The sequence below is a fragment of the Arthrobacter sp. KNU40 genome, from assembly GCF_051515115.1.
Classification (GTDB): Bacteria; Actinomycetota; Actinomycetes; order Actinomycetales; family Micrococcaceae; genus Arthrobacter.
On record NZ_CP195850.1, the window covers coordinates 2,361,383 to 2,375,355 of the forward strand.

Here is a 13,973-nt window from a genome sequence, read left to right on the forward strand (position 1 = left end):
GAGGGCTGGGCCGGTGTGCGAGTCGTGGGGCCCACGGAATTGGCGAGGCAACCGGCGTTGTCGAAACGTTGTAGTCATGAGATTAGGGACGATCGATCTGCAATAAAAGCGCAAGATTTCGGAAATAACCATGCATAATAAGTGCATGATCGATCCGCGGCTCTTAACACTTCGGGTGTTTGCCCGGTGCGGCACCGTTGGGGCAACCGCGGAGCTCACGGGGTACTCTCCTTCCGCCGTGTCCGCGCAATTGCGGGAGCTGCAGCGTGTGCTTGGAATGCAGCTACTGACGAAGGACGGCCGGGGGGTGCGGCTGACCGCCACGGGCCGCTATCTCGTGGCGGGCTCGGACGCGCTCATTGCGGAGTGGGAGAGCCTGCGCGCCGCGGCCATGGCGGCCGGCGACCAAGTGCAGTCGCATTTTGGGCTTGGCGGATTCTCCACAGCGGCTGCCCAGTTGCTTGCGCCGCTGGCCGCCACCCTGCGCTCGACCCGCCCCCTGCTGGACGTACACGTACTCGAGGCCAATCCTGCCCGCTGCTTCGACTTGTTGGTTGCCGAGCGAATCGACCTCGCGGTCATCGTCGCGATGCAGTCCGACACCTATGTTGAGGACGATCCGCGCTTCGAGCAGACCGTCTTGCTCGACGATCCCTTGGACGTGATCATCCCTTCCGACCATCCGTTGGCATCGCGGGAAACGGTGACGCTTGAAGAGCTGGCTTCGGAACCGTGGATCACCGAGGCCGCCGGTTCTACCTACCATGCCCTATTCACCGCGGCGTTCACGGCAGTCGGGGTGACACCGCGGATTGCCCATGAGGCCGTTGAATGGGAAACGCAGATCGCCTTCGTTGGTGCGGGGCTGGGAGTGGGCCTGCTGCCGCGGCTGGCGCCCCTGCGTAGTGCCGAAAACGTGGTTAGACTCCGCATTACGGGCAAGGGGAAACCCGCGCGCCGCATTGTCGCTGCGGTGCGCAAGGGCAGCATCGCATCGCCTCTGATCCAGGAGTCGCTCGGCATCCTGCAGGTCAGCGCCAATCGGATACTCACCGCCCGGCCCGAAGCCGATCTCTGAGACCGGACGGCCGCGATTTGTTGCCGACAAGGCCAGCAGGTCCTGATGGCGGCGACGCGTCCGCCGGGGGCCTTGGACTATCGGGGTCTGTAGCCCATTTTCACGCTAATCGACAGTCCAGCCGCGCGGAGCCCTTCGATGAGTCCGGGGTCCTCTTCCGGAGTGAATCGGAAGGCAGGACCGGAGATACTCACGGCCGCGATTACATTCCCAAGATGGTTACAAATGGGAACTGCGACCGCTGACAGGCCGATTTCGAACTCCTCGCGGACTGTCGCATAGCCTTGCCGGGAAATTTCGAGCAGCTGCTTCTCTAGTTGCGCACGATTAGTCACGGTACGCGGAGTGCGTGCCGGCAGGCCGACGGTCTTGAGGATGGTATCCCTTTCGTCGGCCGGAAGGGCAGCAAGCAGAACCTTGCCGCTCGACGTGGCATGCAAGGGCGTGAGGCTGCCGACCCAGTCGTAGGTTGCGAGCGTGGAGGGGCCCATGGCCTGGTCCACGTTGACGGCGTAATTCGATCGCAAGACGGCCAAGTTCACTGTTTCCTTGTAGCGCGCAGCGAGACTCTCTAGAACCTCGCTGGCCTCTCGCACCACGCTCAACCGGCCTGGGATGGACGAAGCCAATCGCAGGATCCCAAAGCCCAGCTGATACTTGCCGCGTTCGCTGTTCTGGCGGACCAGTTCGCGACCCACCAGGGACCCCACGAGGCGGGATACTGTGGATTTATGGACGCCCATCTCCTCAGCGATCTCACTGACGCCGGCATCACCCACACGGGCGAGGATATCCAGGATCTGGAGGGCACGGTCCACCGATTGGACGCCGCCGCCCTGTGCGTCTGCGCCCTGATCCGGGTCGTTGCGTTCGGCCATGTCGCCTCGTGTCCTTGTTCATGCGGAGTACCGAGGCCTGGAAGTCCCAGACGAACTGCCACCTCATCATGTTTCATCCTAGACCGGCTCATGCGCCGGCTCTTCAACCGGCACCTCAGCCTCCACGCGGCCGAGCAAGTCCAAGGTTAAAACAGGGGCGCCCCAAAATGTGGGGTGCTCCCGAGATAGCGGCGTGCGTCGGCATGCGAGAACAAGGGGGCGTGCAACTGATATCGCGCCCGTGTTGGGTATTCGGTGCCTGAATCGTCGGCACGAAAGCGGTGAATCTTCCTACACTGAGTCATTCGTCCCATGCGATGCTCCGTGCTCGAGACTTTATGGAAACGATGGTCTCGTTCGACTGCGTCCAGGGGAGCGGGAGCACCGGAACGGGCTCACCGGACAGGACGCCCTCCGGGGGAACGGCCATGACGCCGTCCGCCCAGGCAAGACCGCGCATCATTCCCGGTCCTACATGCGAGACCGGAAATGCCAGTCCCTGGCTAAACGTGCAGGGGATGAGGCGCGTATGCCCCCGGTTGGGATCAACGTCAGCGCCCGAGATCACGTGTCCAACCGCGCTCATGGACATGTTTCCGAGGGCTGCCAGAAGCGGCTCTGCGAGCGTGGCCAGCGCCATCATTGCAGCGAGGGGGTTTCCGGGAAGGCCGAGGAGGAACCGACCGTCGGGGAGTTCGGCCAAGACAGCGGGGTGGCCAGGGCGCATGGCGACGCCGTCCAGCAACAGCCGGCCGCCCAGCGCGGCTACCGCGGCGCGGAAGTGGTCTGTGCCGGATCGGCCGGTTCCCCCGGTCGTTATGGTTACATCGGGTCGCTGCCCGGTGATGGATCCAGAATCTCCGAGGGCTGAGAGCCAGTCTTGGTAGGAGTCGCCAATACGGAAGGGGCTGCCGGGTGTGGCTCCAAGAAGGGAAATGACCGACGCAAGTTGCGGACCCAACGTGTCCCTGACCTGTCCCGGGGCCGGAACGCCGGAGGTGATGACCTCAGAACCAGTCAGAACTATCGCTATCGTCGGTCGTCCGTGGACCTGCAGTTCGTCGTTACCTGCTACAGCAGCAAGGGCAATGTGGGCCGGGTTCATTATCGTACCCGCCGGGATCAACACCTCGCCCGCCGTGGCCTCTTCGCCCGCACGGCGGATGTGCCGACCGGGCAGTGGCTCGCCGTGCTTCGCGTGGTCGTTGAGCGTCAGCAGGAGCTCGCCATCCGCGTTGTGGGTGAGATGGCCACTTTCTGTGCGGAGTATCGAGTCGGCGCCCGACGGTACCAGCCCACCGGTGGCTATGGTGCTGGCTTCGCCGGGCGACAAGCTGGATCCCTGTGTGGAAAGGCTCCAGGGGCCGGGGCCTTTGACGGCCCAACCGTCCATTGCCGAGGAAGCGTAGTGGGGAATGTTCTGCCGGGCGATGACGTCCCGGGCCAGTGTCCGGCCTAGTGCTGAAGCGAGTGGGACGCACACGGGCGGGAGTGCTGATGCGCAATCAAAGGCAATCTGGCGGGCTTCGGACCAGCTTGGGTCGGGCCTTCCGGCATGCTGGCGGATAAGGGTGGACGCGGAAGCGCGACCGCCTGTGGCTAATTCATGAGCTTGCATGGCGGGCCTTTCGTGACTGTTTCATGCGCCGTGGGTGTTCGGCCCGGAACTTAGCGTCCGTGTATCAGGCTGAGCGCCTCAGCCCGGTAGTCAGCCGCTCCTGGACTTGGGGCCGACGTGCGTAGACATCCACCAGCCGTGCGAGTTTACTCAGCCCAGTGACAAGGCCCTCAGCGGACGGGATATACCCCACATGGGCTACGCCGTGGAATGGAACCAGGTGGTGCTCGCAGGTGGAGTAGAACGGGATGTCCTTAACGATGACCATTTCTCCGTGCCCAAGGTCAAAAGTCTTATCCAACCCGCGGCCCGTCCACACCCTTGGACGCTGTTGCCGTCGTCATGTCGGCGCTCACGCTTTGGTCCGTTCCAGCCGCACGATGACGGACTTTGACGTCGGTGTACCGCTGGTGTCAGCTACCGAATCGAGCGGCACAAGCACGTTAGTCTCCGGGTAGTACGCTGCCGCACAGCCCTTCGGTGTCGAGTACGAAACGATCCGGAAGTTGTCGGCCCGCCGCTCTGTCCCGCGGAACTCTGAAATCAAATGAACCATGTCACCGTCTTTGAAGCCCAGCTCAGCGATGTCAGCTTCGTTAACAAGAACCACCCGACGTCCACCGTGGACACCGCGGTATCGGTCGTCCTTGCCATAGATGGTGGTGTTGTACTGGTCATGTGAGCGCAGGGTCTGAAGGACCAGCCGCCCCTCGGGTACCTTGATGTATTCCAGCTCGTTGCCGGTAAAGTGCGCCTTGCCGGACGCGGTCTCGAACTGTCTGGCGTCCCGCGGAGGGTGGGGAAGAACAAAGCCGCCAGGGTGCTCGATCCGATCCTCGAAATTTTCGAAGCCGTGGATGACCGCCTCGATGTGTTTCCGGACGAGGGAGTAGTCGGCTTTCATCGAGAGCCACGCAGCCTTGGGTGTGTTGGGCAGCGGGAGGCCGTCACTGTCGGTGAACAGCTTGTGGGCGAGGTTGCACACTATGGCCACTTCTGAGTGGAGGTGCTCGCTGGCCGGCTTAATGCGTCCGCGGGACGCATGGACCGCGCTCATCGAGTCTTCCACCGTTACCCTCTGGTCACCGGTGCGCTGCGCGTCCTTTTCGGTCCGACCCAGCGTCGGGAGGATCAGCGCGCGTCGGCCCGTGGACACGTGGGAATGGTTCAGCTTCGTGGAGATCTGTACAGTCAGGTCCGTGTTGGCCAATGCCCGCTCCGTGACCTCGGAATCCGGGGCCGCCCGGACGAAGTTTCCACCCATTCCAATGAACACGCGGACCTTGCCGTCCCGCATGGCGCGAATCGCTGCAACCGTGTCGTAGCCGTGCTTGCGGGGGGAACGGAACTTGAACTCCTTGTCCAGCCTGTCATGGAACGCCTCTGGCATCTTTTCGAAGATGCCCATGGTGCGGTCGCCCTGGACGTTTGAGTGGCCGCGGACGGGGCAGACTCCCGCTCCGGCCTTTCCGATGTTGCCCTGAAGAAGCAGCACGTTGACCACGTCACGGAGGGTGGGAACTGAATGCTTGTGCTGCGTCAGGCCCATGGCCCAGCAGACGATGGTGGCGTTAGAAGCCAGCAGGCGTTCGCCTGTGGACTTGATTTGCTCCAGGGTCAAGCCGGTGGCTTCGACGATGTCATCCCACTCGACCTTTTCGAGGTACCGCAGGTATTCCTCGATGTCCACGGTGTGGTCCTCGATAAATTCATGGTCGAGGACCGTGGGCAGTCCAAGGGTCTTCCTACCCTGGGCCTCCGCCTCCAGGAGGTACTTGCCGAGCCCTTGGAAGAGGGCCTGATCGCCACCGGCCCGGATCTGCAGGAAGTCGTCGGTCAGTTGCGTGCCCACGAGCGTGCCGGAGATGGTCTGTGGATTCTGGAACCGGAGGAGCCCAGCCTCGGGAAGTGGATTGACGGAAATGATGCAGGCACCGTTCTTCTTCGCTTTTTCCAGTGCGCTGAGCATGCGAGGGTGGTTGGTGCCCGGATTTTGCCCGGCCACGAAAATCAGCGAAGACGTCTCCAAGTCGGTGAGACTGACGGAGCCTTTGCCGATGCCGATGGTTTCAACGAGGGCTGAACCCGAGGACTCATGACACATATTGGAGCAATCGGGGAGATTGTTTGTGCCCAGTCCCCGCACGAGGAGTTGGTAGAGGAAAGCTGCTTCATTCGATGTCCGCCCGGAAGTATAGAAAACTGCTTCGTCTGGGTGGTCCATGCCTTTGATCTCTTGGGCGATCAGCTCGTAGGCAGCGTCCCATTCGATGGGTGTGTAGTGCGTTGCGCCCTCATCCAACAGCATCGGCTGTGTGAGCCTGCCCTGCTGGCCCAGCCAGTAGTCGTCCCGCGTTTTCAGGTCCTCGATGGAATGCTGGGCGAAGAATTCGGGCGTGACGCGGCGGCGGGTGCCCTCTTCGGCTACTGCCTTGGCTCCGTTCTCACAGAACTCGGCTGCGTTGCGCTTTTCGTGCTCGGGCCACGCGCAGCCCATGCAGTCGAACCCGTCGGTCTGGTTGACTGCCAGCAGTGTTTGGACACTGCGCAACGGACCCATCTGCTCAAGGGAGATCTTCAGCGAGTTGACGACCGCGGGAATACCAACGGCCTTGTTCTTGGGTTTGGTGACGGTCAGCTTTGACTCGTCGATATTCTGTTGAGGGGCTTTTGAAGCCATGTGATCTTCCCTTCAGACCTTGCAGGAAAATGGGTGTGGGCGGCGACTCTTTGAGGCAATGTGCTTGCTAAGCCAGTAGTGGCCTTCGATGGCATCGCCGCAGCTTCGGCGGGAACTTAGGGACTTTGCCCGCGAAGTCGGGCAGCTTCTGCAAACGCGGATTTGGAGCCTTGTGCTGGAAGAGCTTCCGCCAGTGTCGCAGCATAGTGAACTTCTCGAATGCATCGCCGAAGGGGACTCCGAAACAGCTGCGCGGCTGACAACGCCTTCAACGTCCAGGACGGATCATCCGGTAGTTCCAAGGATCAAGGTGCGCGACTGTTTCCACGCGGCCTCGGTTGTGTGCAGGAGAAGCAGGGATGTGGTGACGGAGCCGACGCCGCCGGGGACGGGTGTCAGTGCCGCGGCAACGCCGCGCACGCTGGCTTCGTCGACATCCCCCACGAGGGTGCCGTCGGGAAGGACGTTGGTGCCGACGTCGATCACTACGGCAGCAGAAGAAACGTGGTCGCCATTCAACAGGCCGGTCCGCCCGGCAGCGACGACCACGACGTCGGCGGTCTTGGTGTAGTTCTCAAGCGGACCTGACTTGGAGTGGCAGACAGTGACGGCGGCGTCGCGTTCCAGCAGCAGCAGGGACAGCGGCTTCCCCACGACGGCGGAACGGCCAATGACGACGACGTTCCGGCCTGCGATTGGGATGTCGAAGTGGTCAAGGATCTCGATTACGGCGCGGGCCGTGGCAGGTGCGAACGAGGGCTGGCCGACAGCCAGTCGGCCAAGACTCAACGGGTTCGCGCCATCGATGTCCTTCTCCGGGGTAATGTGCCCGACCAGCTCATCTGTCTCGACCCCGGGGGGCAGAGGAGTCTGGAGGATGATGCCGTTGACTGATGGATCAGCGCTGAACCCCTGAAGTGAAGCGGCTAAGACCTCGCCGGTAGCATCGTGGCCAAGGTCCACAATCCGGCAACTGATCCCGGCCCTTTCTGCGGCCCGTTCGATGGACCGGACATACCAATGCGTGGAGCCGTCGTCGGTAGCCACAACCACTGCGAGCGTTGGGTGCAGGCCGTCGGCGTCGAGGCGCCGGGCCTCATCGTGGGCATTCTGCTGAATGGTCTTCGCCAGTGTCTTTCCGGAGAGGAGTAAGGTGCTCAACCGAAAATCCTTTCGCGCACGCGCCGTACGAGGGAGTCCGCTGGCAGGATGACCTTTTCCTCCAGGCCGTCGGTCTGGTCAGTCAACCGTGAACGGGCTCCGGCATCTTTGATGGCTACGACGTTAATGTCGATATTCACCCTTGCGGTGGTGGCGGCTGCGCGGGCCGCGTCGGCGGCCGCGGCGATGTCGCTGATCACGTTTGCGTTCGCGACCTCGAAGAGTTCCGTGGCAAGCTCCACGATGGCGCCGGCGAGCTTGATGAGCTCGGCCGGGGGGTGCGCGGCCAGGATGAGGGCTTCCTGGATGGCTGCGGTTCGAGCGGCCCTGAGATCTTCCTTTCCGGACGGAAGCTTGTACGAATCGATGACGCCTTGGAACGCCTGTTGGTCGGCGTCAGCCAGGCGAAGTGCCTCGACTACCAGTCCGTCGGCGGCGCTGATGATCCGTTGAACGAGTTCGGCGTGTTGCTCGTATTTCGCACCGGTGGTGTATCTGGCAACCATGGCGACGAGAGCCGCCCCCTGAGCGGCGTGGAGGGCCGCAGCTGCGCCGCCCCCTGGGGTGGGTTCCCGTGAGGCAAGGCCGGCGAGGTATCCGGTGATTGTTTCTGAACTGATCATGTGTCTTCCTGGGCTGAAGCTCGAGCCGACGAGGCGGGATTGGGGGACAAGCCATCGAAGAGCGGCGGCCCGGACTCCGGTGGGTCCGGGCCGCCGGCCCTTTAATGGTTCGGAGGGGGTTAGCCGCGGAGCCTGGTCATCGTGGGGTCGTAAAGCGGATCCGCGGTGACTGTAGCCTGGATGCGTCGTCCGAAGTACTCGATCTCGACTGAGTCACCCACGGACACAGCGGCCGGGAGGTAGGCGTAAGCGATCGGTTTGGCGACGGTGTAGCCGTAGGCGGCACTGGTGACATAGCCGACCGCCTGGTCTTTGTAGAAGACCGGTTCCTTGCCCAGCACAATGCTGCGGCCGTCGTCGACCGTCAGGCAGCGCAGGCGGCGGGCGGCGGATTCCTCGGTGCGGCCTTCCAAAGCGGCCTTCCCGACAAAGTTATCCTTGGTCATTTTGACGGCGAATCCGAGGCCGGCTTCCAGCGGGTCGTGCTCGGTGGTCATGTCAGTGCCCCACGAGCGGTAACCCTTTTCAAGACGGAGCGAGCTGAAGGCGGCCCGGCCCGCGGCAATAACGCCGTGAGGCTGCCCGGCCTTCCACAGGGCATCCCAGAGGCGCTGGCCGTTGTCTGCACTGGTATAGAGCTCCCAGCCCAGCTCGCCGACGTAGGACAGGCGCATCGCGGTGACGGTGACGCCGCCTATGACAACATTTTTGGCGCGGAAGTAACGGAGACCGTCGTTGGAGAAATCGTCGCTGCTGACGGTGCTGATCAGGTCCCGGGCCAGCGGACCCCACAGGCCGATGCAGCACGTGCCGCCCGTCGTGTCACGCACCTGGACCCAGTCGCTGGCGCTCCCGCTTTCCGTCTGATGGCGGGCTGCGCGCTCAAAGTAAGCGGCATCGATATTTCCGTTGGCTCCGAGTTGGAAGGTGTCTTCGCTCAGCCGAGCCACGGTGATGTCGCTTCGGATGCCGCCGGCGTCGTCCAGCAGGAGCGTGTAGGTGACTGCGCCGGGCTTCTTTGCCATGTCCGCGGTGGTGAGTTCCTGCAGCATCTTCAGCGCTCCCGGGCCGGAGACCTCGAGGCGCTTGAGCGGAGTCATGTCGTACATGGCCACCGCGGTGCGGGTCTTCCAGGCTTCGGCGGCGGCAATGGGCGAGCTGAACATCCCCGACCAAGCGTCACGGGCCGGGGGCTGCCAATCAGCCGGCATCTCCTTGAGCAGCTCCGCGTTGGCTTCGAACCAGTAAGGCCGCTCCCATCCGCCGCCCTCCAGGAAGAACCCTCCCAGAGCCTTGTGGCGGGCGTAAAAAGGGCTGACCCGGAGGTTGCGGGGGGAGAGCTTGGACTGGAGCGGGTGGAGGACGTCGTAGATTTCCACGAAATTCTGTTGTGACGTTTCGCTGACGTATTCCGGTGTCAGCTGGACCTCTTCGAAGCGGTGAATATCGCAATCACCCAGATCGATCTCCGACCTGCCGGTGGTCAGCAGTTCGGCAACGGCGCGGGCGATACCGGCAGAGTGGGTCACCCACACGGCTTCCGCGACGAAGAAGCCGTCCAGTTCCTTGGACTCGCCCACCAGGGATCCGCCGTCGGGAGTGAAGGAGAAGATGCCGTTGAAGCCATCCTCGATGTCGGTTTCCCGCAGCGTAGGAAGGATGCGCTTGGTGGCTTCCCATGCCGGGAGGAAGTCCTCCAAGGTGAAATCGAGCCGCGAGGGCATGTTGTGTTCGCTCATCGCGGCGGGATCAAAGGTGCCGAGTTCGTCAAGGTCCACGGGCATCGGGCGGTGGGCGTAGGAACCGATGCCGTAGCGTTCGCCGTGCTCGCGGTAGTAAAGGTCTTGGTCCTGGTGTCGCAGGATGGGCAAGGAGGCCCCGTTGGGCAGTTCGTTCTTGCCCTTCAACCCCGGCACCGGGGTGGTCTTGACGTACTGGTGGGCCAAGGGCAGAAGGGGGACGGACATGCCGATCATTTCGCCGATCTTGGCACCCCAGAAGCCTGCGCAGGAAACCACGATGTCCGCGGGGACAACACCTTCAGACGTCTGGACGCCCGTGACCCGCCGGCCGGACTGTTCGATACCCGTGACCGTGGTGTTGCCCCGGTACTTGACGCCCGCGGCTTCCGTACGCTTGATCAGCAGCTGAACCGCGCGGGCGGCGTTGGCCAGGCCGTCGCTGGGGACATGCAGGCCTCCCAGAATGTCTTCCTCGTTCAGGAGCGGGTAGAGCTCCATGCACTCTTCACGCGAAAGGATCTTGCCGCTAATTCCATACGATGCTGCGTATCCGAGCTTTCGCTTCAGGTCCGCGAGACGGGTCTCGGTGGTGGCGACCTCGAGGCCACCGACCTGGTTGAAGCAACTGACGCCGTCCTCGGTCAAGGACAAAAGCTTCTCCACCGTGTACTTGGCGAAGAGCGCCATGGACTTTGAGGGGTTGGTCTGGAAGACAAGACCTGGGGCGTGAGACGTTGAGCCCCCGGGCATGTTCAGCGGCCCTTGGTCCAGGACCGTGATGTTGTTCCAACCCCGGGTGACTAGTTCATCGGCCAGGTTCGTGCCGACGATTCCAGCTCCGATAATGACAATGCTTGGCGTCGAAGCCATGTGGTCTCTCCTGCTGATATTCGTGCGTTGTCTCTGCTGGTTTGGTGGCCGTGCTTAGCGGAACACGACGGTGCTGGTGTGATCCAGCAGCACACGGTGTTCGCAGTGCCAGCGCACGGCACGGGACAATGCCAGTGCCTCGGCGTCCTGCCCCACCGTTGAAAGGGCGGTCGGACCGTAGCTGTGGTCGACCCTGATGACCTCCTGCTCGATGATTGGCCCCTCATCCAGTTCCGCGGTTACGTAGTGGGCCGTGGCGCCCACCAGCTTGACTCCACGGTCGTACGCCTGGTGGTAGGGGCGTGCACCCTTGAACCCGGGGAGGAAGGAGTGGTGGATGTTGATAGCCCGCCCTTCCAAAGAGCGGCAGAGGTCGTCGGACAGTACCTGCATGTACCGGGCGAGCACGACGAGGTCGATGTTGTGCTCATCCACCAGTTCCAGGAGGCGCCGTTCGGCATCTGACTTTGTCTCAGCGGTTACCGGGAGGTAGATGAAGGGGAGGCCCGCGGCTTCGGCCATGGCCCGGTGGGTTTCATGATTGGAAACTATGAGGGCTATGTCACCCCCGAGGCTGCCGCCGCGCCAGCGGAAGAGCAGGTCGTTCAGGCAGTGGCCGAACTTGGACACCATCACGAGGACGCGTTGCTTGGTCTGGTCATGAAAGCTGAATTTCATGTCGAACCGGTCAGCGATCGAACTGAATTCTTCCTGGAGACTCTCTGGGGTGTGGTCCGCCGAGCCCGAAAAGGAGGTGCGCAGATGCAGCGTCTGGCGGAGGCCGTCGTCGAACTGCTGGTGTTCATCGATGTTAAAGCCACGCTCAAAGAGAAAGGTGGTGACCGCCTGGACGATGCCCGCGCGTTCGCCGCACGACAGTGTGAGCACGAATTTCTGCGTTTGGGCTTCCGCTCGGGCTTCTGACTGGGTCAGCGTGCTGGTAGATGAGTCTGCCGCCACTAGGGTCATGTCTCCTCCTTAGATATATTTTGAGATTCATAACTGATATATTAACCTGACATTCAGCGTATACTGGTCAATGGGTGAGGTCAATAGCGTTCTTGGCTTGAATGAAAAGGAAACCAGTTATGGCTTTTGAAGGTCTGGCAATCGCCGACGATGCGGCAAAGAGGTCGTTGGCTGACGTCGCCTATGAGCGCATCCGGGACAGGCTGCTGATGCTTGACATCAAGCCCGGCGATCTCCTCAATGACGAAGACCTCGCTAAGGACCTCGGCGTCGGGCGGACCCCGGTACGTGAAGCCTTGAAGCGGCTGGAGCTCGATCGCCTGGTAGTTTCCTATCCGCGAAGGGGAACTTTTGCGACGCGAGTTGAGGTTACCGACCTTGCGTTCATTTCCGAAATACGCGCCCAACTCGAACCCGTTGCCGCCGCCCGGGCTGCTCGCGTGGCGACGGAATCGATGAGGGAGCGATTGCGAGGAGTCATGCGCGCTGTCGAGTCTTTCGACACCGGTACGGCGTCCGTGGTCGAAACCCTGCGGCTGGATGCTCGGGTGCACCAAGGCATTTACGCCGCCGCCGGCAATCCCCATCTCGAAGACGTTCTGATTCGCTACGACAACCTCGCGATCCGAATCTGGTGCCTGGTCTTGGATCGGCTTCCCGACCTTTCGCGCCACGTGCATGAGCACGTGGACCTGCTTCGTGCGGTTATCGACGGGGATGAGATCCAGGCGGCGGAGCTCGCGCGCATCCACGTCAGCGGCTTCGAGCACGCTGTTCGCGAAGCTCTTTTCGCTGCTTAGACCAGACCTTCAGCAGGAACTGCTGCGACAGCAGGTCACCCCGAAGGTCAAGGTCATCGAGTGCTGACCCAGTGAAGCACCGGTAGCTCCAGGCGCGAAGGAACCTGGGGCCGGGACTCATCCGAGTTGATCAGGCTGTCTCCCCTTGGGCTCCCACCAATGCGCGTGCCTCGGCCATCGTGTCCACGCTGGGCGTTGAACCGGGGAGAGCGCGGCGCGCCGACTCCGGCAGGAAGTAAATGGCGATCGCACCTATCACCGAAGTGCCGATCAGATAGTAGGCCGAAGCCATGTCATCGCCGGCAGCATTGAAATGTTCCGAGCAAGAAGAGGGTCTGCACGGACCTGTCAGCTTCCGGGAGGAAGACGGGCCCAAGGTGGTAATGAGGTAGCGGGTTCGCCCACCCGCCCACGGGTGACCCGTGGGCGGGTGGGTTTACTGGACCGGTACCTGAAATATGTGCGACAGAACCGGGAAGATTTGCCGTCGCATACCTACGACGGTCTGGCCTAGCTGAGCCAGGCGTTCACTGCATCTTGGTGGGCGTCCACCCATTTCTTGGCCGCTGCCTCGGGCGTCATTCCGCCCTGGATGTCGGTGGCGACGGCGTTCTGGTCTTCGTTGGTCCATTTGAAGGCTTTCGCGAGCTTGGCTGCGGGCGAGCCGCTGTCCGCGAACTTCTTCGAAATAACCTTGTTCAGTGTGTACGTGGGGTAGTCACAGGCGACTTTTTCTGCGTTAGCGTCGCATCCCTTCGTCCACGCAGGCAGATTGACCTTCTTGAGCGGGACCTGGGACAGGAACCATTGCGGTTCGTAGAAGTAGCCCAGGATCGGTGTCTTGTTTTGCTCCGCAGTCCGGAACGACTGGATCAGGGCGGCCTCCGAGCCGGAGAACACTACCTTGTAGTCCAGGTTGAGGTTCTTTACGAGGGCCTCGTCGTTGGTGACGAAGGCGGGATCGCCGTCGAGCACCTGGCCTTTGCCTCCGGATTCAGAGGTAGCGAGCATCGAGGCGTACTTGTTCAGGTTCTTCCCGTCCGTGATGTCCGGGTACTTTTCTGCCATCCAAGGCGCCACGTACCAGCCGATGTGGCCGATGTTGCCGGTGGGCCCGGCGTCGACGGCGACTTTCTGATCGGTGATGTATTGCTTGGCCAGATCGTCGTGGCCCCAGTTTTCCATGACGACGTCGACCTCGCCGGAGGCAAAGCCCTGCCAGGAAATCTGCTCGTTCAGGTCCTTCTGCACCACAGTGCAGCCGAGTTTGTTCTTCGCGACATAGCTGTACACGGCGGCATCGGCCGTGTACCCCACCCAGGCGTTCATCGCGACGTTGACACTTCCGCAGGCGGCCGCGGCGGCCCCGGAGGCAGGAGCGGCCTGGTTCACGGAGGCACCGCCGCAGCCTGCGAGCAGCAGGGCTGCGGCTGCAGCTCCAGCCACGACCGGGACAGTTCGTTTCAACAGCAGTCCAGCTTTTTTCATGGTTGGTTCTCCTTATTGGGGGAAATGCGCGGATCCTGCTTGCCGTGCGGGGGCGCAGGACGGTTA

At 62.3% G+C, this 13,973-nt stretch carries 10 protein-coding genes and 2 pseudogenes; 2 read left to right on the top strand and 10 right to left on the bottom strand.

The features are described from left to right. Positions 1-145: 145 nt before the first annotated feature. Entirely contained in the window at positions 146-1,078 is a 933-nt protein-coding gene (locus ACSKT0_RS10865) for a LysR family transcriptional regulator (protein ID WP_437773755.1), read from the top strand. 77 nt (positions 1,079-1,155) lie between these two features. On the opposite strand, the gene ACSKT0_RS10870 is transcribed toward ACSKT0_RS10865, so the two are convergent. From ACSKT0_RS10870 to purU, 8 genes and pseudogenes are all read right to left on the bottom strand, one after another. Then, on the bottom strand, positions 1,156-1,956 hold the full coding sequence (locus tag ACSKT0_RS10870) for an IclR family transcriptional regulator (RefSeq protein WP_437773756.1): 801 nt from the start codon (positions 1,954-1,956) through the stop codon (positions 1,156-1,158). A 301-nt stretch (positions 1,957-2,257) separates the two neighbouring features. Next, the gene (locus ACSKT0_RS10875) at positions 2,258-3,574 is read right to left on the bottom strand and encodes a molybdopterin molybdotransferase MoeA (protein WP_437773757.1); all 1,317 of its coding nucleotides are present in this window, start codon (positions 3,572-3,574) and stop codon (positions 2,258-2,260) included. Between the two features lie 85 nt (positions 3,575-3,659). Beyond that, a pseudogene (locus ACSKT0_RS10880) lies at positions 3,660-3,875 on the bottom strand (GTP cyclohydrolase I); the annotation flags it as partial. Between the two features lie 51 nt (positions 3,876-3,926). Continuing rightward, positions 3,927-6,254 (bottom strand): FdhF/YdeP family oxidoreductase, encoded by a 2,328-nt coding sequence (locus tag ACSKT0_RS10885; protein ID WP_437773758.1) that lies wholly within the window; start codon positions 6,252-6,254, stop codon positions 3,927-3,929. Between the two features lie 285 nt (positions 6,255-6,539). Next, entirely contained in the window at positions 6,540-7,415 is an 876-nt protein-coding gene (locus ACSKT0_RS10890) for a bifunctional 5,10-methylenetetrahydrofolate dehydrogenase/5,10-methenyltetrahydrofolate cyclohydrolase (RefSeq protein ID WP_437773759.1), read from the bottom strand. Continuing rightward, entirely contained in the window at positions 7,412-8,038 is a 627-nt protein-coding gene (locus tag ACSKT0_RS10895; RefSeq protein ID WP_437773760.1) for a cyclodeaminase/cyclohydrolase family protein, read from the bottom strand. Before ACSKT0_RS10895 ends, ACSKT0_RS10890 begins: the two co-directional genes overlap by 4 nt. Positions 8,039-8,157: 119 nt before the next feature. After that, positions 8,158-10,650, bottom strand: coding sequence for a GcvT family protein (locus ACSKT0_RS10900; protein WP_437773761.1), 2,493 nt, complete (start codon positions 10,648-10,650; stop codon positions 8,158-8,160). A 54-nt stretch (positions 10,651-10,704) separates the two neighbouring features. Beyond that, entirely contained in the window at positions 10,705-11,619 is a 915-nt protein-coding gene (purU, locus tag ACSKT0_RS10905) for a formyltetrahydrofolate deformylase (RefSeq protein WP_437773762.1), read from the bottom strand. Between the two features lie 119 nt (positions 11,620-11,738). Here purU and ACSKT0_RS10910 point away from each other — a divergent pair, with 119 nt between their 5' ends. Beyond that, the gene (locus ACSKT0_RS10910; RefSeq protein WP_437773763.1) at positions 11,739-12,419 is read left to right on the top strand and encodes a GntR family transcriptional regulator; all 681 of its coding nucleotides are present in this window, start codon (positions 11,739-11,741) and stop codon (positions 12,417-12,419) included. Positions 12,420-12,549: 130 nt separating this feature from the next. On the opposite strand, the pseudogene ACSKT0_RS10915 reads toward ACSKT0_RS10910, so the two are convergent. After that, a pseudogene (locus tag ACSKT0_RS10915) lies at positions 12,550-12,720 on the bottom strand (MFS transporter); the annotation flags it as partial. 209 nt (positions 12,721-12,929) lie between these two features. Beyond that, complete coding sequence (locus ACSKT0_RS10920) at positions 12,930-13,907, bottom strand: ABC transporter substrate-binding protein (protein ID WP_437773764.1); 978 nt, start codon at positions 13,905-13,907, stop codon at positions 12,930-12,932. Positions 13,908-13,973 lie beyond the last annotated feature (66 nt).